General features: G+C 74.6%; 16 protein-coding genes and 1 pseudogene. 8 read left to right on the forward strand and 9 right to left on the reverse strand.

The genetic code is table 11. The features are described 5' to 3' along the window. Positions 1–78 precede the first annotated feature (78 nt). Positions 79–822, forward strand: coding sequence for a GntR family transcriptional regulator (locus tag Mco01_RS11525; protein ID WP_204056877.1), 744 nt, complete (start codon positions 79–81; stop codon positions 820–822). Positions 823–834: 12 nt separating this feature from the next. On the opposite strand, the gene Mco01_RS11530 is transcribed toward Mco01_RS11525, so the two are convergent. Genes Mco01_RS11530 through Mco01_RS11540 form a run of 3 tightly spaced genes read right to left on the reverse strand, consistent with a single transcriptional unit; the run spans position 835 to position 3,793 of the window. Further along, positions 835–2,592, reverse strand: a complete 1,758-nt coding sequence (locus Mco01_RS11530) for an ABC transporter ATP-binding protein (protein ID WP_204056878.1) — start codon at positions 2,590–2,592, stop codon at positions 835–837. Continuing rightward, positions 2,589–3,551: an ATP-grasp domain-containing protein gene (locus Mco01_RS11535; RefSeq protein WP_204056879.1), complete on the reverse strand. Its 963-nt coding sequence runs from the start codon at positions 3,549–3,551 to the stop codon at positions 2,589–2,591. The genes Mco01_RS11530 and Mco01_RS11535 overlap by 4 nt, the downstream gene beginning before the upstream one ends. A gap of 17 nt (positions 3,552–3,568) precedes the next feature. Continuing rightward, a complete protein-coding gene (locus Mco01_RS11540; RefSeq protein ID WP_204056880.1) occupies positions 3,569–3,793 on the reverse strand; it encodes a hypothetical protein in 225 nt (74 codons plus the stop codon). 220 nt (positions 3,794–4,013) lie between these two features. Between Mco01_RS11540 and Mco01_RS11545 the strand changes: the two genes are divergently transcribed. Then, positions 4,014–4,280, forward strand: coding sequence for a DUF6504 family protein (locus Mco01_RS11545; protein ID WP_036331860.1), 267 nt, complete (start codon positions 4,014–4,016; stop codon positions 4,278–4,280). An 82-nt stretch (positions 4,281–4,362) separates the two neighbouring features. Beyond that, positions 4,363–7,863 carry a DNA polymerase III subunit alpha gene (locus Mco01_RS11550; protein ID WP_204056881.1) on the forward strand — a complete coding sequence of 1,167 codons (3,501 nt, stop codon included), beginning with the start codon at positions 4,363–4,365 and terminating at the stop codon, positions 7,861–7,863. 146 nt (positions 7,864–8,009) lie between these two features. On the opposite strand, the pseudogene Mco01_RS39770 reads toward Mco01_RS11550, so the two are convergent. Next, positions 8,010–8,585: pseudogene (locus tag Mco01_RS39770) on the reverse strand (DUF4328 domain-containing protein); the annotation flags it as partial. Positions 8,586–8,750: 165 nt separating this feature from the next. On the opposite strand from Mco01_RS39770, the gene Mco01_RS11555 reads away from it, so the two are divergent. Further along, entirely contained in the window at positions 8,751–9,677 is a 927-nt protein-coding gene (locus tag Mco01_RS11555) for an ABC transporter substrate-binding protein (RefSeq protein WP_204056882.1), read from the forward strand. A gap of 21 nt (positions 9,678–9,698) precedes the next feature. Here Mco01_RS11555 and Mco01_RS11560 read toward each other — a convergent pair whose 3' ends face one another. After that, entirely contained in the window at positions 9,699–10,598 is a 900-nt protein-coding gene (locus Mco01_RS11560; protein ID WP_204056883.1) for a LysR family transcriptional regulator, read from the reverse strand. Positions 10,599–10,674: 76 nt separating this feature from the next. Between Mco01_RS11560 and Mco01_RS11565 the strand changes: the two genes are divergently transcribed. Next, positions 10,675–11,376, forward strand: coding sequence for a CTP synthase C-terminal region-related (seleno)protein (locus tag Mco01_RS11565; RefSeq protein ID WP_204056884.1), 702 nt, complete (start codon positions 10,675–10,677; stop codon positions 11,374–11,376). Between the two features lie 4 nt (positions 11,377–11,380). On the opposite strand, the gene Mco01_RS11570 is transcribed toward Mco01_RS11565, so the two are convergent. Both Mco01_RS11570 and Mco01_RS11575 read right to left on the reverse strand, forming a co-directional pair. Beyond that, positions 11,381–12,394: an LLM class F420-dependent oxidoreductase gene (locus Mco01_RS11570; RefSeq protein WP_204056885.1), complete on the reverse strand. Its 1,014-nt coding sequence runs from the start codon at positions 12,392–12,394 to the stop codon at positions 11,381–11,383. Positions 12,395–12,413: 19 nt separating this feature from the next. Continuing rightward, a complete protein-coding gene (locus Mco01_RS11575; protein WP_204056886.1) occupies positions 12,414–13,127 on the reverse strand; it encodes a FadR/GntR family transcriptional regulator in 714 nt (237 codons plus the stop codon). Between the two features lie 91 nt (positions 13,128–13,218). On the opposite strand from Mco01_RS11575, the gene Mco01_RS11580 reads away from it, so the two are divergent. The 3 genes from Mco01_RS11580 to Mco01_RS11590 are packed head-to-tail and all read left to right on the forward strand — an operon-like array spanning position 13,219 to position 16,054. Further along, positions 13,219–14,010 carry a (Fe-S)-binding protein gene (locus Mco01_RS11580; protein ID WP_204056887.1) on the forward strand — a complete coding sequence of 264 codons (792 nt, stop codon included), beginning with the start codon at positions 13,219–13,221 and terminating at the stop codon, positions 14,008–14,010. Then, entirely contained in the window at positions 14,007–15,440 is a 1,434-nt protein-coding gene (locus Mco01_RS11585; protein WP_204056888.1) for a lactate utilization protein B, read from the forward strand. The genes Mco01_RS11580 and Mco01_RS11585 overlap by 4 nt, the downstream gene beginning before the upstream one ends. Continuing rightward, the gene (locus tag Mco01_RS11590; protein WP_204056889.1) at positions 15,437–16,054 is read left to right on the forward strand and encodes a LutC/YkgG family protein; all 618 of its coding nucleotides are present in this window, start codon (positions 15,437–15,439) and stop codon (positions 16,052–16,054) included. The genes Mco01_RS11585 and Mco01_RS11590 overlap by 4 nt, the downstream gene beginning before the upstream one ends. 18 nt (positions 16,055–16,072) lie before the next feature. Here Mco01_RS11590 and Mco01_RS11595 read toward each other — a convergent pair whose 3' ends face one another. Then, positions 16,073–17,140, reverse strand: a complete 1,068-nt coding sequence (locus Mco01_RS11595; protein ID WP_204056890.1) for a baeRF2 domain-containing protein — start codon at positions 17,138–17,140, stop codon at positions 16,073–16,075. Positions 17,141–17,149: 9 nt separating this feature from the next. Next, a complete protein-coding gene (locus tag Mco01_RS11600) occupies positions 17,150–17,569 on the reverse strand; it encodes a DUF2795 domain-containing protein (protein WP_204056891.1) in 420 nt (139 codons plus the stop codon). Between the last annotated feature and the right edge of the window lie 44 nt (positions 17,570–17,613).

Raw genomic sequence — 17,613 nt, forward strand, 5'->3', positions numbered from 1 at the left:
AACTTAAGCGAACTTGTACAAACAAGCCAGACCTAGTAAGTCGCATATCGATGTCGGAAGAGTGAACGGGAAGGGTCCATGACGATGGCGCGCTACGAACAGATCGCGGGAGACCTGCGGGAGGCGATCCTGCGGGGGGAGTACCCGATCGGCGCGCAGCTGCCCTCCGAGGCCGAGCTGGCCACACGTTACGAGGCCGCCCGTGGCACGATACGCCAGGCGGTCGCCCTGCTCGCCTCCGAGGGGCTCGTCGGATCCCGCCAGGGCGCGAGGCGCATCGTGCTCGGCGGCGAGCGCAGCCAGAGCTTCGCCGAGTTGCACAGCTTCGCGCAGTGGGCGCGTTCCATGGGCTACCGCGCCAGCGGGACCGTGCTGGCGTCCCGCCGCCGTCCCTGCTCCCCCTCCGAGGCCGTACGGCTGTCGGTCGAGCCGGGGGACGAGGTGCTCACCGTGCTGCGCCTGCGGCGGCTCGACGGCGAGCCCGTCCTGGTCGAGCGGACCGTCTACGCCGGCTGGATCGCCCCCGCCGTGGAGAAGCTCGACCCGGCGTGCGAGTCGGTCACCCAGGAGCTCTACGAGGCGGTCGGCCTCGTCTTCGCCTACGGCGAGCACCTGATCGACGCGGTCGCGGCCGGGGCCGAGGACGCCCGCCTGCTCGGCGTCCGGCGCGGCAGCCCCCTGCTGCGCCAGCGGCGCACCACCACCAGCCAGGAGGGCCGCCCGGTGGAGTGCTCCGACGACCGCTACCGCGCCGGCAGCGTCGTGTTCAGCATCCGCAACTCGACCTCCGCCAACCCCCTCGTCCGGCGCGCGGGCGACTGACCGCTCCCCGGGTCAGGGGCCGGCGGGCACCGCTCCCACGCTGCCGCCCCGTTCCGGCAGCCGGTGGACGAGCTCGGCGTACCGCCCGCCCTTGGCGAGCAGCTCCTCGTGCCGGCCCTGCTCCACCAGCCGCCCCTCGTGGAGGACGAAGATGACGTCGGCCGCGCGCACCGTGTCCGGTCGATGGGTGACCACGAGGGTCGTCCGGCCCGGCAGGAGCGGCGTCAACGCCTCCTGGACCTGCCGCTCGCTCTCGGCGTCGAGGGCGGAGGTGGCCTCGTCGAGGATGAGGACGGGCGGGTCGTTCAGGATCGCCCGCGCGATGGCGAGCCGCTGCTTTTCGCCTCCGGACAGGCGCGAGCCCCGCTCGCCCACCATCGAGTCGTAGCCGTCCGGCAGCCGGACCACGCGGTCGTGGATCCGCGCCGCCCGGCAGGCGGCCTCGAGCTCGCCCGCCGTGGCCGCCGCCTTCGCGTACCGGAGATTGTCGGCGACCGTCGCGTGGAACAGGACCGGCTCCTGGGTCACGACTCCGAACAGCGCCGCCAGCGAGTCACGCGTCAGGCGGCGGACGTCGACCCCGTCCAGGGTGACCACACCCTCGTCCGGGTCGTGCAGGCGCATGACGAGATGCGCCAGCGTGGTCTTGCCCGACCCGCTTTCCCCGACGACCGCGGCGAACTGGCCCGGCCGGATCCGCAGCGTCACGTCCCGCAGGACGGCGTGCCCGCCGTACCGGAAGGTGACGCCGGTCAGCGCGATCTCGCCGCGGACCGCGTCGCGGCGCGCGGCGACCGCCCCCGGCCCGTCCACGACGGACGGCCGCCGGTCGAGGTACTCGAAGATCCGCTCGAACACCGCCGTCGCGGCGCGGAACTGGACCGCCACCTGCATGAGCTGGCCTGCCGGGAGGAACAGGCGCGCCTGGAGCGAGGTGAAGGCCAGCAGCGTCCCCGGTGTGGGAGGCCGCCCCAGCCCCGCGGCGAGGTAGACCACGGCGGGCGCGACGAGGAAGAGGGCCTGCAGCGCCGCGCCGAGCGCCTGCGCCCCCACGGCGGCGCGGACCTGCAGCCCCGCCAGCCGGCGGCTCTCGTCCCCGAACCGCCGCACGCCGTGGTCCTGACGGCCGAAGACCCGGGCGAGCAGGATCCCCGAGACCGACAGCGTCTCCTCGGCGATCACGTTCATCTCGGCGCGGGACCGCTGGACGGCGGCGACGACCCGGCGCTGGTGCGTCGCCACCCGCGCGGTCAGCCACGCCGCGGCGGGCAGCAGGCAGATCGAGACCAGCGCGAGCCGCCACGACAGGGCGACCAGGCACGCCGTGGTGGCGAGGCAGGTCACGACGTTGGCGAGCATCGCGGGCACGGTCGCGCCGGCCACGCTCTGCACCTCGGCCACGTCGCCGATGACGCGGGCCTGGATCTCCCCGGTGCGGGTGCCGGTGAAGAAGGTGAGCGGCAGCCGCTGCAGGTGCGCGTACAGGTCCGTCCGCAGCCGCTCCAGCACGTCCTGGCCCATCCGGCTGGACAGGTGGGCCTGCAGCACGCCGATCCCGCCGGCCGCCGCGGCGGCCGCGGCCGTCGCTCCGAGCAGGGCCGCGAGCAGCCCGGCCCGCGGCCCGCCGGGCGCCAGCAGGCCCTGGTCCACCATGGCCCGGGTCAGGAAGGGGACCGCCGTGCCGAGGCCGGCCGACAGCCCGATCAGGCCGGTGATCAGGAGCACCCGCCCGGCGTACGGCCGGAAGAGCGACAGCACCCTCCGGTTCATCCGGCGGCTTCGCCGTAGAGGAAGTCGCAGAACGCCTCGATCAGCGGCAGCCCCGTCATGCCTTCGACGAAGAGCCACTGGCCCTGCGGGTTGAGCTCCAGCCAGACGTACTCGCCCTCGTCCGTGAGCTTGAGGTCGAAGATCCCCATCCTCAGGTTCAGCCGCCGCAGGATCGTCCGGAGGTCGTCCTCGACACGGTCGGGCAACCGGTGCTCCTCCGCCGGGATGTCGAGGTTCGGCCGCCAGTCCAGGTCGTCGGACTCCAGGAGCGCGGCCAGCACCCGGTCCCCGAAGACCTGGGCGCGGACGTGCCGCCGTCCGGGGACGAACTCCTGGTAGATGGCCGGGCACAGGCGGATGGACGCGTCGCCGGCGAGCAGTTCCTCGCTCACCGTCGCCGTGGCGACCGGAGCCCGCATCACCCCGTGGACGGCCTTGACGACCGCTCCCGGATGGGCGGCGCAGAACTCGCGCACCCGCTCCGGCGACTGGCTGACCAGCGTCCGCGGGATCCGCACCCCGAGATCGTGGGCCGCGCGGAGCTGGACGATCTTGTTCTGCGCGTCCCAGAACGACGCGGGGTGGTCGACCCACCGGCCCCTGAACTCGGACAGCAGCATGCCCAGCGCGGCGGTGGCGGTGTCGACGTCGATGAGCTCACGGTCGACGGGGTCGGTCACCTCCGGATTGGCCGAGGTGCGGGGGTTGCCGAGCCGCCGGAACCAGATGAGGTCGGCGGTGCCGAGATCCACGGCCGTCCCGTCGGCGGCGGGGAACACGGGGCGGACGAGCCCCTGGGGAGACCAGCTGAGACCGGGCTCGCGGCCGAAGCGGTCGCTCTCGAAGATGTGGACGGTCGCCGGGTGACGGCGCTCGAGCTCCGCCTTCACGGCGTGGGCGTGCAGGTCGCGCTCATGCGTGACGACGCCGATGCGCACGGCCTTCTCCTGGACACGCATGAGCGCGACCCCCCTCACTAGCCTCGGGCCGGCATGTAGTCGCAGTCGTCCCAGCCGTCACCCGAGCCGCTGATGGTCTCGTCCGGGTGCAGGTCGGGGCACGCCTCGATGTCGTACGCGCGGTCAAGCGCGAGCCGCTCGATCAGGTCGCGCTCCCACCGGGCGAGAGCCGGGGCCGGGGCCGGCCTCATCCGCTCCCGGCCCACGAAGATCGCGGGCCGTACCTGCGTGTCAACCGCCATCGCCTCATCCCTTCCGTACAGGCGGACGCGGGTTCGTCCGTCTGCCGGGATCGTCGCGGCACGCGGTTGTGAGTCGTTTGGAGGACGGTTGCGTCCGGATGGGACTGCGGAACTTGCGTTCGAGCTGCTGGGAACGTATGTTCGAAGTAGCGGCAATTCTGACCGAATTATCCGCCCGTCTTCCCCCGGGTGGCCACGCAGCCACAAGGGAGAAGGGGCCTTGAGCAGACTTTACGGCGAACCGATCGAGGTGTGGGTCCGGGACGGTCAGCCCGCTCAGTTCGTCTGGCGCGACCGCCTCTACGCCGTCCGCGAGGTGCAGGACCACTGGGTCGTCGCCCGCGAGTGGTGGAAGACCTCCGACGCCGATCCCGGTGAGCGGCGCTTCTGGCGCGTGGAGGCCGCCTCGGGCCGGCAGGTCGGCACGTACGAGCTGCGCTTCGACACGGCCGGCGACGGCTGGCTCCTGCTGAGGGCATGGGATTGATGGGAACGCTCCAGGTTCCCGCCGCCGCGGGCGGGCCGGTACGCGCGACGGGGACGGTCCGCGCGGAGGGGAGGCCGGGCTGATGGCGTCGTTCACACACCTGCACACCGCGTCCGCCTTCTCGCTGCGGTACGGCACGGCGTTCCCCGAGGCCCTGGTCCGCCGGGCGGCCGAGCACGGCATGGACGCGCTGGCGCTGACCGACCGGGACGGCCTGTACGGCGCGGTCAAGCACATCCGGGCCTGCCACGGCACGGGCCTGACCCCTGTCGTCGGCGTCGACCTCGCGCTCGACGGCGGCCCCGCGAGCCGCGGCAGGCGGGGCGACCCCCCGCGGATCGTCGTGCTGGCCCGCTCCGGCGGCTGGGGGGCCCTGTGCCGCCTCGTGACGGCCGCCCACCACGCCGGGGAGCGCGGCGAGCCGTACGTCACGCCGGGGATGGTGGCCGAGCACGCGACCGGCCCGGACGGCGAGCCGCTGCTCGTGGTCATGCTCGGCCCCCGTTCGGGCGTCGGGCGGGCCGTCGCCGAGCGGCGGGACGACCAGGCCCGCTCCCTGCTGGCCGCCTGGCGCTCGGTCGTGCCCGATCTCGTGGTCGAGGTCGCCGACCTGTACGGCTACCGCGACGCGAACATCGCCGCGCGCATGGCGGGGCTCGCCGACTCGATGGGCGTGCCGGTCGTGCTGACCAACGCGGTCCGCTACCTGGACGCCGCCGACCACCAGGTGGGCGACGTGCTCGACGCGGCCCGCAAGCTCGTGCCCCTCGACGGACGGCACCTGGACCACCCGACGGCCCACGCGTACCTGAAGGACGGCGCCGAGATGGCCCGGATCGCCGCCCGGATCTGCGGCGGCGACCCCGGCCGCGCGGAGCGACTGCTGGCCGAGACCCGCCGCGTCGCGGAGCGGTGCGCGCTCGACCCCGTCGGGATCGTCCCCCTCCTCGACCCCGTCGACCCCCGGCTCCACCTGCCCGAGACGGACGCCGACCCGGTCCCGCTGCTGCGGCGCAGGTGCGAGGACGGGCTCGGCCGGCGGGGCCTGGACCGGTCGCGCGATGCGCGGGACCGCCTGGCCGCCGAGCTCGCGGTGATCGAGAGGAAGCGGCTGTCCGGATACTTCGTGGCGGTCTCCGGGATCACCGACATGATCCGCTCGCTGGGCATCCGCTGCGCGATCCGCGGCTCGGGCGCGGGGTGCCTGGTGAACTATCTGATCGGCATCGGCGAGGTGAACCCGCTCGACCACGGCCTGCTGATGGAGCGCTTCCTGTCCGAGGGCCGCCGGGGGCTGCCCGACATCGACATCGACGTCGAGTCCGCCCGCCGCCTCGACTGCTACCGGGCCATCCTCGACCGGTACGGCGAGGCCCGCGTGGCGTGCGTCTCGATGATGGAGACCTACCGCGCCCGCAGCGCCATCCGGGACGTCGGGTCGGCGATGGGCCTGCCGCCGCACGAGATCGACGTCATCGCCAAGGCGTTCCCGCAGGTGCGGGCCAAGCAGATCAGGGCCGCGCTGTCCGACCTGCCCGAGCTGCGGGACAGCGGGCTGAACGACCGGTCGCTGCAGGCCGTGTTCCGGCTGGCCGAACGGCTCGACGGGCTGCCCCGGCACATCGCCCTGCACCCCTGCGGCGTGCTGGTCGGCAACTCCTCGCTCCGCGAGCGCACGCCGGTCGAGCGGAGCCTGCTCGACTTCCCGATGTCGCAGTTCGACAAGGACGACGTCGAGGAGGCGGGGCTGCTCAAGCTCGACGTCCTCGGCGTGCGCATGCAGTCCGCGCTGGCCTACTCCCTCCAGGAGATCGAGCGGGTGGACGGCCGGCGGATCGACCTCGACGCGGTCCCGCACGACGACGCCGGGACCTACGACCTCATCCGCGTCAGCCGCACGCTCGGGTGCTTCCAGATCGAGTCGCCCGGGCAGCGGGAGCTGGTGGCGAAGCTGGAGCCCCGCACCATGCACGACCTGATCGTGGACATCTCGCTGTTCCGGCCGGGGCCGGTCAACTCCGACATGGTCACGCCGTACCTGGAGACCCGGCACGGCTTCCGCGAGCCGCAGTACCCGCACGAGAGCCTCCGGGAGGCGCTGCGCGAGACCAACGGCGTGGTCGTCTTCCACGAGCAGGTCCTCAAGGTCATCGACGTCATGACCGAGTGCGGGCTGTCGGAGGCGGAGCGGGCCCGCCGCGGCCTCGGCACGCCGGAGGGCCGCGAGGCCGTCCGCGCCTGGTTCGTCCCGCTCGCCCGGGAGAAGGGCTTCCCCGAGGCGACGGTGGAGCGGGCCTGGCACGTGCTCGACGCGTTCGGCGGGTTCGGGTTCTGCAAGGCGCACGCGGCGGCGTTCGCGCTGCCCACCTACCAGTCGGCCTGGCTGAAGCGGCACCACTCGGCGGCGTTCTTCGCCGGCGTGCTCACCCACGAGCCCGGCATGTACCCCAACCGGGTCATCCTCGACGAGGCCCGCCAGTGCGGCGTGGAGATCCTGCCGCTGGACGTCAACCGCTCGGGGGAGAGCTGGCTCGTGGAGCGGACCGGCCCGGTGCCGCCGCGCCGGCCGGGCGAGCTGCGCGTGGACGAGCTCGGCCGGGGGTACGGCCTGCGCGTGCCGTTCTCGGCCGTCAAGGGGATCAGTGACGCCGAGGTGGCCCGGATGGTGGCGGGCCGGCCCTACACCTCGCTCGCCGACTTCTGGGAGCGGGCCCGCCCCTCCCGGCCGGTGGCGGAGCGGATCGTGGAGGTCGGCGGGTTCGACGCGCTGCACGGGCTGCGGCCGGGGGAGCCGCGGTGGCGGCCGGGTGAGCTGACGCGGCGCGACCTGGTCGCGCAGGTCGGCGCGCTGGAGCGGGCCTCCGCGACCGGCGTCACGGCGGGGTCGGCGGTCCAGCTGCCCATGGAGTTCACCGACCGGGTCACGCCGGGGGAGCTGCCGGAGATGACCGAGGCCGAGGCCGTGGAGGCCGAGCTGGCGATCCTCGGCATGGACGTCAGCCGCCACGTGATGGCTTTCCACGGCGACCTGCTCGACGCGATCGGCGTGACCCGGGCGAGGGACCTGCTGACGTGCAGGAACGGCGCCGAGATCCTGGTGGCCGGGGTCAAGGTGGCCACCCAGACCCCCGCCGTGCGGTCGGGCCAGCGGGTCATCTTCGCCACCCTGGACGACTCGACCGGCCCGGTCGACCTGACGTTCTTCGAGTCGGTGCAGGGGCACACGGCGGCGACCGTCTTCGGCTCGTGGATGCTGGTCGCCAGAGGCGTGGTCCGGCGGACCGGGGGCAGGGCGGTCTCGCTGCGCGCCCTGCACTGCTGGAACCTCGTGGACCTCGACTGGCTGTGGCGCACCCAGGGGATCGACGCGGTCCGAGCCGTGCTGAGCGAGACGCCCGCGCCCGGCGGCGGGGTGGGCGGACGGCCCGTCGAGTACGGCAACGGGTTCCGCGTGTCGCCCTACTCGGACAACGGGGCACCGCCCGCCGCCGGCGAAGGCCGGTTCCTCGGCCGGCCCGGGGAGCCCCAGCGCCGGCTCTGGCACGCCAGCTCCGGAAGCTCGGGCCCGACCTCCGGCCGCTGAGCCGCCGCCGTCTCGCGGTACCGCCCGCCGCGGGACGGCGGCTCCGTCACGGGGCCCGTGCCGGCGCCTCCGCTCAGCGCGACCGTCCTCCGGCCACTCCCGCGGCGCGGCGGGAGGACGGGCGTGTGCCGGGCCGTGATCTCGCGCACGGTCGCCGCGCACAGGAGGGCGGCGACCGCCGTGGCGGCGAGCTCGGGCAGGCCCAGGCCGGTCAGCGCGTTCAGCCGCTCCGGCCGCACGACCAGCAGGGACAGCGCCGCGAGCCAGCTCAGCCACCAGCAGGCGAGCAGCACGAGCCAGCGGCCGCGATCACCGGGGGCGCCCTCCGGACCGGCGTCGCGCCAGGCCCGGTCGGCAAGGACGGGAGGGGCCACCAGGTTGACGCCCGGCACGAGCCAGGCCGCCGCCAGCGCGGCTCCCGGGGTCGCGGGGCGCACGCGGCGCAGCCACGTGAGGTAGGCCAGCGCCGCGGCCGCCGTCGCCGCCACGAGGACGATCATCAGCACCGCGAAGACCGTCGCCGCGCCGACGACCAGGTGGGCGCCGGGAGCGTGCGGGTCGGCGCCGAACGACGCGATCTGCCGGGCCAGCCTGCGGCCTCTGACCTGCTCGAAGACGGCCAGCGCCGCCACCGCGACGACATGAGCGGACAGGGTCGCGTAGACCCCCGCCGCCGCCCGGCCCACCGCCGGCGACGGCCCCGAAGACGAGAGGGACCGCATGCGGTCCCCCCTGGCTGCGCTCGTCACGCCTGAGTCCTATCCCGTCCGCGGTTCCGCTAATCAACGGTCGATTTCCATGCTTTTCAGGTAGAGAATAGAGGGTGCATGCCATGGGTGCCCCGGGCCTTCCCCGGCCCGGCTTCCCGACGACCCCGGAGTCCTTTCATGACCGTCCGCATCGGCGTCCACAACCACAACCCGTCGCTGTTCTTCCTCTCGCGGCTGGAGCACGTGCTCGACGACATCGGCGAGCCGGTCGAGCTGTACTTCTACGCCGACCCCGCCCGCACCTGCGACCTGCTGGCCGAGGGGGCCGTGGACATCGGCGGCACGGGCTCCGTGCCACCCCTGGCGGGGCAGGCCGCCGGGCTGCCGATCGTGTACGCCGCGGTCTCCGCGCCGCGTCCGGGCCGGGCCGCGCTGCTGGTCGCCCCTGACGGGCCGGTCCGCTCGGTGGCCGACCTCCGCGACCGGCCGGTGGCGCTGGTCGCCGGCTCCTGGCAGACGCACTTCCTGGCCGCGCTGCTCGACCGGCACGGCCTGTCGTACCAGGACATCGAGCCGCGCCCGGCCGGTCCCGAAGCCCGCGAGTGGCTGCGGACGGGCGAGGTCGCGGCCTGGGTGGCCCAGGGGGCGGACCTGGTCGAGGCCGAGGGCGGCCTCCGCACGCTGTCGGGCACCCTCGGCGTGGTCGCCGACCGCTCGGTCTTCACCACCCGGCGCGACTTCGCCGAGGGACGCCCCGAGGCGGTGGCGGCCGTCGCGCGCGGGCTCCGGCAGGCCGACGCGTGGGCGCGGGCCAACCTCCGCGAGGCCGCCCACCTCACCGTGGAGGCCGTGGGGGGCTCGGTCGACTCCTGGGAGATGGCGCTCGCCAGGCTCCCCTGGCGGCTGGAGCCGGTCACCCCCGTGTTCGTGGCCGAGCAGCAGGAGGCGGCCGACGTGCTCTACGCCGGGCGCGTCCTCGCCGACCGGGTGCGCGTGCGGGCCGCCGTGGTCCCAAGCCTGGAGCCGTACGTCGGCGCGGCCCTTGCGGGAGACCCGGTCCCCGCCGCGGCCGCCCGCCCGCCCCGTCTCCGGTCCGCCGTGTGACCGTCCCCCGCGCATGCGAGGTCAGCGGGCGGTGAGGGCGTGGACGACCCGCCGGGCCGGGCCGTCGGGCAGGGACCCGTGCAGCACCTCGATCCGGTGGACCAGCCGGGGCCAGGCCAGCGGCACGGCGGCCCCGCAGGCCGCGGCCGAGCGGGGGAGCAGGGCGAGTCCGTGCCCGGCGGCCGCGAGGCGGGCCAGCGTCGCCACGTCGTGCCCCTCGTAGCGCAGCCCGGTCCGGAACCCGTCGATCCGCGCCACCGCGCGCAGCCGGTCGAGCGGCAGCACGCCCGGGGCGTCCACCCACAGCGCGTCGGCCAGCGCGTCCAGCCGCAGGCCGGGACGGCCGGCCAGCGGATGTCCCTCCGGGAGCACCACGACCAGCGGCTCCTCGCCGACTCCCGAGGAGGTGAGCGGGCCCACGTCCGGCAGTGCGAGGGGGTCGCTCGGCGCGGCGGGGCCGTCCACCAGGGCCAGGTCCGCCTCGCCCGACGCCGCCAGCGCCACCGCCGCGCCGGGATCGGCCGTCCGCACGGTGACCGTCCCCGCCGCGCCAGGGCTCCCCGCGGACGCCTCGGGGGCCGGGACGGCGGCCGCCCGCGCCAGGGCCGCGGCCGTGCCGGGGGTGACGGCCAGGGGTGAGGCGGCCACGGTGACGACGTGCGACTCGGCCACCACCCGGGCGACGTCGGCCCTGGCGGCCCGCAGGCGCAGCAGGAGCGGACCGGCGTGCTCGAGCAGCCGCTCGCCCGCCCGCGTCGGCCGCACCGGGCGGCGCAGCAGCAGGGGGACGCCGAGGTCGGCCTCCAGCGCCGCGATCTGCTGGGACACCGCCGGCTGCGTGTACCCGAGCCGGTCGGCGGCGGCGGAGAACGACCCCTCCCGGACCACGGTCACGAACGTGCGCAGCAGATGCGGATCCACGCCCATCAGCATCGCTTATCGACAGACCAGAAATCATCATTTGTGGTTACCTCGCCTCGTCGTCAGCATGGACGACATGGCACCGCGAATCGCCCTGGTCGGCGACAGATCGCCCAGCGTCCGCTCCCACACCCGGATCCCGCTGATCCTCGACGCCCTGCGCGAGCGGGACGGCGTCACGCTCGACGCCTACTGGATCCCCACCGAGGAGGCGTCGGGGCTGAGCGGCTTCGACGGCGTGTGGATCCTGCCCGGCAGCCCGTACCGCAGTGAGCGGGGCGCCGTCGACGCGGCCCGCGCCGCCCGGGAGGGCGGGATCCCGCTCCTGGGCACGTGCGCGGGCTTCCAGCACGCGCTGCTGGAGTACGCCAGGAACGTGTGCGGCCTGGCCGCGGCGCACGCGGAGAACGACCCGGCCGCGCCCGACCCGCTGATCCAGCCGCTGAGCTGCTCGCTCGCAGGGCACGAGGCGGCCGTGCGGACGGTCCCCGGCTCGCTGTTCGAGCGACTCACGGGCGTGGACACGACCGTCGAGCGGTACTTCTGCTCCTTCGGCCCCAACCCGGCCTACCTCGACGTCCTGGAGTCCCACGGCATGCGGTTCACGGGGCACGACGAGGCGGGCGAGGTGAGGGCGGCCGAGCTGCCCGGCCACCCCTTCTACCTGCTGACGCTCTTCCAGCCGGAGCTGGCCGAGCGGCCGCCGCACCCGCTGGTCCGCGCCTTCGCGCGGGCCGCCCGCGCGCACGCGCAGAGCCGGGCGGATCGGGTCGCCTGACGGCTCAGCCCAGCACGAGGTCGCGGATCACGGCGAGCGTCGGCTCGTCGCGCGGTCCCATGACCAGCAGGTTCGTCACGGGGCTCTTGCGCCACAGGTCGAGCCGCTCGCGGATGCGGCCGATCGGGCCGAGGAGCGCGATGCCGTCGGCCAGTTCGTCCGGGATCGCGGCGAACGCCTCGTCACGGCGGCCGGCCAGGTAGAGGTCCTGGATCCGCTCCGCGGCCTCGGCGTACCCCATCCGGCCGACGATGTCGGCGTGGAAGTTCCGGGTGCGCGCGCCCATGCCGCCGATGTACAGCGTGAGCATGGTCTTGACCGCGTCGAGCGCGGACCGCAGGTCGTCGGTGACCACGACCAGCACCATGGCCGCGATGTCGAAACCGGGACCGGCGCCCGCGAGGGCCTCGCCGTACATCGACCCGATCTTCTCGGGGTGCGCGAACAGCGGGAGCCAGCCCTGCGCGACCTCGGTGGCCAGCGCGACGTTCTTGGGTCCTTCGGCGCCCAGGTAGAGGGGGATCTCGGCGCGCAGGGGATGGGTGATGAGCTTGAGCGGCTTGCCGAGACCGCCGGGCAGCGGCAGCGGGTGGTGCGGGCCGGGGGAGGTGACCGGCTCCTCCCGCCGCCAGACCTTCCGCATGATCTCCACGTACTCCCGGGTCCGCGCGAGCGGCCGCCCGAACGGCTGGCCGTACCAGCCCTCGACGACCTGCGGCCCGGACGCGCCGATGCCGAGCAACAGCCGTCCGCCGGTGAGATGGTCGAGCGTCATCGCGGTCATCGCGGTGGTCACCGGCGGGCGGGCCGACATCTGGGCCACGCTGGTGCCGAGTTTGATCCTGCTGGTGCGGGCGCCGTACCAGGCGAGGGGGGTGAAGGCGTCGCTGCCGTACGCCTCGGCCGTCCAGACCGACTCGTAGCCCAGCCGCTCCGCGGTCCGGACGAGGTCGGTGGCGTCGACGGGGTCGCGCTGCCAGTACCCGAGGTTGAGCCCGAGTCTCAGATCGTCAGCCACACCGAGATTAGAACACGTTCTAGCCAGACTGACCAGACTGACCAGGCTGGCCAGGCGGGTAGGCCCGGGCCAGGTGGTCGGCGATCGCGGCGGCCGCCCCGGCCGCGTCGCCGTCCCGGACGGCCGCGTGGATCCGCCGGTGGTCGGCCTGCAGGTCGCCGGTGTCGCCGAGCCGGACGACCGCGTCGACCGCGTAGCGGTGCACGGCCTCCCGGAGCGCGCGCATGATCGCGGCGGTCAGGCGGTTGCCCGACGCCTCGGTGATCGCCAGGTGGAACGCGACGTCGTGCTCGACGAACGCGCGGGGGCTCGCGGCGGCGTCCATCGCGGTGAGCGCGCGGTCCATCTCCTCCAGCCCGGCCCCCGAGCGCGCCGCCCGCGCGACGGACCACTGCTCGATCATCAGCCGGGTGTCGACCACCTCGCGCATCGAGAGCGCGGCGAGGCCGAGGTGCAGCCGGACCAGGTCGGTGAGCGCGCTGCCGGGCCGCGAGGTGAGCACGGCCCCGGCGTCCGGCCCCCGCCCCGCCTGCGACGAGACGACGCCCAGCGTCTCCAGCACGCGCAGCGCCTCGCGCACCGACGAGCGGCCGACCTTGAGCTGCTCGGCGAGCTGCCGCTCGCCTGGGAGGCGGTCGCCCGCGGTGAGCCCGTCGGCCAGGATGCGCTCCTCGATGCGGGCCAGGACCTCCTCGAACGCGCGCGGGCGGCGCCCCCCGTCGCTGTCGGTCATCTGCTGCTCCTCCGGTGCCCCGTGGTGCGGGCGACGGCGCCCGTTGTATGGTCTGACCATATTTGGTCTGACCATACTCGCGGGAGGGCTCGTGCGGGTCGCCCTGTTCGTCACCTGTGTCAACGACACGTTGTTCCCCGGGACCGGCCGGGCGGTCGTGACCCTGCTGCGCCGCCTGGGCGTCGACGTGGACTTCCCGATGGCCCAGACCTGCTGCGGGCAGATGCACGTCAACACGGGGTACCGCGACGAGGGCGCCCGGCTCGCCCGCCGGACGGTGGCCGCCTTCCGCGGGTACGACGCCGTGGTGATGCCGTCGGGCTCCTGCGCGGCGATGGTGCGCGAGCAGTACCCCCGGCTGACGGGAGGGCCGCAGGCGCCGCCGGGCCTGCGGGCGGCGGTGGACGAGTTGACGCCCAGGACGTACGAGCTGACCGAGTTCCTCGTCGACGTGCTCGGCGTGACCGACGTGGGGGCGTACTTCCCGCACCGGGTCACCTACCACCCGACGTGCCACTCCCTGCGCGGGCTGCACCTCGGCGACCGTCCGCTGGCCCTGCTGCGGCAGGTGAGGGGGCTGGAACTGGTCCCCCTGCCGAACGCCGAGGAGTGCTGCGGCTTCGGCGGCACGTTCGCGGTGAAGAACGCCGGCGTCTCGGCGGCCATGTGCGCCGACAAGGTGCGCAACGTGCTCGACACCGGCGCCGAGGTCCTCTGCGCCGCCGACAACTCCTGTCTCATGCACATCGGCGGGACGCTCGGCCGCCAGCGGACCGGCGTACGGGTGATGCACCTGGCCGAGATCCTGGCCGCCACAGAGGCCGCCACAGGGGACGGCGCCGAGCGGGCGGCGTCCGCCCGGCGTCCCGGAGCCGCCCGATGAGCCGGACCTTCCTCGGCATGCCGGGCGCCGCGCCCCGCTCCGGGGACGAGGGCTTCCCCGAGCGGGCGGCCAGGGCCCTGCGGGACTCGCAGCTGCGGTTCAACCTCCGCAAGGCCACCCGGACGATCCGGGCCAGGCGGGCGGGCGTGGTGGCCGAGCTGCCCGACTGGGCGGAGCTGCGCCGGGCGGGCAAGGAGATCAAGGACCACACGCTGCGGCACCTCGACACCTACCTGATCCAGCTGGAGGAGGCCGTCACGAAGGCGGGCGGCCACGTCCACTGGGCCGCCGACGCGGCCGAGGCCAACCGGATCGTCGCGGGGATCGTCAAGGCGACCGGAGAGACCGAGGTCGTCAAGGTCAAGTCGATGGCGACCCAGGAGATCGGGCTCAACGAGGCCCTGCTCGCCGAGGGCGTCACCGCGTACGAGACCGACCTGGCCGAGCTGATCGTGCAGCTCGGGGACGACTGGCCGTCCCACATCCTGGTGCCGGCCATCCATCGCAACCGGTCGGAGATCCGGGAGATCTTCACCCGGAGGATGGCCGAATGGGGACGCCCGGCGCCGGAGGACCTGCCCGACGACCCGCCCGCGCTGGCCGAGGCGGCCCGCCTCCACCTGCGAGAGCGGTTCCTGTCGACCAAGGTCGCGATCTCCGGGGCCAACTTCGCGGTCGCCGAGACCGGCACGCTGGTGGTGCTGGAGTCGGAGGGCAACGGCCGGATGTGCCTCACGCTGCCCGAGACCCTGATCACGGTGCTGGGCATCGAGAAGCTCGTGCCCACCTGGCGCGACCTGGAGGTCTTCCTCCAGCTCCTGCCGCGGAGCTCGACGGGCGAGCGGATGAACCCGTACACCTCGACGTGGACGGGGGCCACGGAGGGGCAGGAGTTCCATCTCGTCCTGCTCGACAACGGGCGGACCGGCGTGCTGGCCGACGAGGTCGGCCGTCAGGCCCTGCGCTGCATCCGCTGCTCGGCCTGCCTCAACGTCTGCCCCGTGTACGAGAGGGTGGGCGGCCACGCGTACGGCTCGGTCTACCCCGGGCCGATCGGGGCGATCCTCACCCCGCAGCTGCGCGGGATGGGGTCGGAGCTCGACCGCTCGCTGCCGTACGCCTCCTCGCTGTGCGGCGCCTGCTACGAGGTCTGCCCGGTGGCCATCGACATCCCCTCCGTCCTGGTCGAGCTGCGGGCGAAGGGCCGTCATCACCTGGCCGAGCGGACCGGCATGGCGGCGGCCGGATGGGTCCTGGAGCGATCGGGCCGGCTCGCCCGCATGCAGCGGCTCGGCGGCAGGCTCAGAAAGCTCGCCCCCGGGCGGCTGCCCGGCCCCCTGGGAGGCTGGACCGACACGCGGGACCTCCCGCCGATCCCCGAGGAGTCCTTCCGCGACTGGTGGAACCGGACGGACGGAGGCCGCCGATGAGCTCCAGGGAACGCATCCTGGCCCGGGTGCGTGCGGCGGTCGCCGGCGCGCCCGACCCGGAGATCCCCCGCGGCTACCGGGGGCCCGGGGCCCTGCCGGCGGACGGCGTGGTCGACCTGTTCGCCGAGCGGGTGCGCGACTACCGCGCGGTCGTGCGCGTCCTGCCCGAGTCCGAGGCGGCGGAGCAGGTCGCCCGGTCCCTCGCCGAGCGCCGGGCCGGCCGGGTCGTCGTGCCCGGCGGCTTCCCCCGGGCGCTGCTCACCGCCCCGGACGTCCAGTGGGTCACCGACGACCCGCCCCTGACCGCGGCCGCGCTCGACGCGGTGGACGGGGTGGTGACCACGTGCGCGGTCGCCGTGGCGGAGACCGGCACGATCGTGCTCGACGCAGGCCCCGGGCAGGGCCGCCGGGCGCTCACGCTCGTGCCGGACTACCACCTGTGCCTGGTGCGGGCCGGCCAGATCGCGCCCGGCGTGCCGGACGCCCTCGCCCGGCTCGACCCGGTACGGCCGCAGACCTGGATCAGCGGCCCCTCGGCGACCAGCGACATCGAGCTGAACCGCGTCGAGGGCGTGCACGGCCCCCGGACGCTGGAGGTGCTGATCCTGACCTGACGGCCCCGCGAGGGCCGTTCAGAAGCGGAGCAGGGCGCCCACGCCGTCCGGGGAGTCGATGTGGTCGACGAACCAGATCTCGGCGTCCGTCGCCGCGGCGGCCCGGGCCAGCGCGGCGTCGGCCCGCTCCTCGAAGGGCTCCGCGACCCCCCACGTCAGCAGGTCGGCCCGGTCGGTGGACAGGTGGGTGGGCTCCGGCCCGACCCACACGGTCGCCGTGGACGAGGGGTCGTCGCGCAGCAGCACGGTCCCCACCCGCCGTTCCCGCAGGGCCCGCGCCGTCTCCTGCAGCCCCGCGACGGAGTTCCCCCCGGCGTAGGTCTCCAGCAGCTCGTCCCGGCGCCGGTCGAGCCAGGCGGCGCACGCCCGCTCCACCTCGGCCTCGAACGGCCCGGGGGCGGCGCCCGGGGCCCGGCTGCCGTGCTCGGCCACCGCGAGCCGCCGCAGGGTGTCCTTGCTCAGGTGCTCGGCCACGAGACCGCGTGCCTTGGGGTCGCCGCCGAGCACCACGACCTCGGCGCCGGTGCCGTGGACCTCCTTGTCGACGGCCTCCGCGACCGTGGCCGCGTTGCGGCGCCGGATCTCCTCGACGTCGCGTTCCAGGCGCGCCTGCGACCAGTCGCCGTGACCCGTCTCCTGCATCGGCCACTCGACGGCGCCCTCGACCGTCAGTTCGCGCCGCCCATCGGCCACGACCACGAGGTCGGCTCCCGCGTGGTCGGCCAGCACGCGGATGTGGGGCACCCGCTCCCCGCGCTGCGCGAGCAGCGGCACCACGTGGGGGAGCGGCGCCCACCGCGCGGTCTCCCGGCGCGGCGGCGCGGGCAGGGGCTCGGTCAGCAGGACCTGCCCGTCCCGGGCGAAGACCGCCCGCCCCGGCGCGGCCCGCGCCGGGTCGAGGACGATCTCGGCGATGGCGTCGAGGACCTCGGAGGGCGCTCCGGCCGCGGCCAGCCGCTCGCCCAGATTGGCCCAGCGCCGCCGGACGACGTCGGCCGCCCCTTCGTGCGACCGGTCGCTGTCGAGGAACACCGAGGCGAACGGCCCGGGCCCGTCGTACAGCCCTCGGATGAAATCGAGTCTCAAGGGCCCTCCCTACCAGCGCTGACGTTCCATCCCCAGTCCGAGGGCCTCGGCGACCTCTCCGACGTTGCGGAAATCCCTGTCCGGGAGGCGGCGCACGGCGTCGATCACGGCGTCGGGGGCGTTGCGCTCCTCGGCGTGGGCGAGCAGCTTGCCGGGCCCGGCGGGGTAGCCGGCGTCGCTCAGCCACTTGGCCAGGTTGCTGCGGCGCTCCACGTCGGCGGGGGTGATCCCGGCGGGAGTGCCGGGCTCGCGGCCGGGCGGCTGCCGCCGGTGCGGGGTCAGGTCGTCCTCCGGCTGCTGGGTGGGCTCGGGCTCCCGCCACTCCTCGGCCCGGCTGCTGCCCGCGCCCTGCACGATGCCCTGGGTCTCGTGCTTCTGCTCCTCGTCCAGACGGGGGCCGTGCTTGTCGCTCCCGCGTTGGATGCTCATGACCTCACCTCCCGATTAGGGTCACTGTCGTGGCTCGTACCCGG

The sequence above is a fragment of the Microbispora corallina genome (assembly GCF_016863035.1).
In the GTDB taxonomy this organism is placed as follows: Bacteria; Actinomycetota; Actinomycetes; order Streptosporangiales; family Streptosporangiaceae; genus Microbispora; species Microbispora corallina.

Coding starts and splice junctions, on each gene's coding strand:
- Mco01_RS11555 (WP_204056882.1), top strand. CDS start 8,751: ATGACCGTCCGCATCGGCGTCCACAACCACAACCCGTCGCTGTTCTTC.
- Mco01_RS11530 (WP_204056878.1), bottom strand. CDS start 2,592: ATGAACCGGAGGGTGCTGTCGCTCTTCCGGCCGTACGCCGGGCGGGTG.
- Mco01_RS11565 (WP_204056884.1), top strand. CDS start 10,675: ATGGCACCGCGAATCGCCCTGGTCGGCGACAGATCGCCCAGCGTCCGC.
- Mco01_RS11575 (WP_204056886.1), bottom strand. CDS start 13,127: ATGACCGACAGCGACGGGGGGCGCCGCCCGCGCGCGTTCGAGGAGGTC.
- Mco01_RS11535 (WP_204056879.1), bottom strand. CDS start 3,551: ATGCGTGTCCAGGAGAAGGCCGTGCGCATCGGCGTCGTCACGCATGAG.
- Mco01_RS11585 (WP_204056888.1), top strand. CDS start 14,007: ATGAGCCGGACCTTCCTCGGCATGCCGGGCGCCGCGCCCCGCTCCGGG.
- Mco01_RS11540 (WP_204056880.1), bottom strand. CDS start 3,793: ATGGCGGTTGACACGCAGGTACGGCCCGCGATCTTCGTGGGCCGGGAG.
- Mco01_RS11600 (WP_204056891.1), bottom strand. CDS start 17,569: ATGAGCATCCAACGCGGGAGCGACAAGCACGGCCCCCGTCTGGACGAG.
- Mco01_RS11590 (WP_204056889.1), top strand. CDS start 15,437: ATGAGCTCCAGGGAACGCATCCTGGCCCGGGTGCGTGCGGCGGTCGCC.
- Mco01_RS11525 (WP_204056877.1), top strand. CDS start 79: ATGACGATGGCGCGCTACGAACAGATCGCGGGAGACCTGCGGGAGGCG.
- Mco01_RS11550 (WP_204056881.1), top strand. CDS start 4,363: ATGGCGTCGTTCACACACCTGCACACCGCGTCCGCCTTCTCGCTGCGG.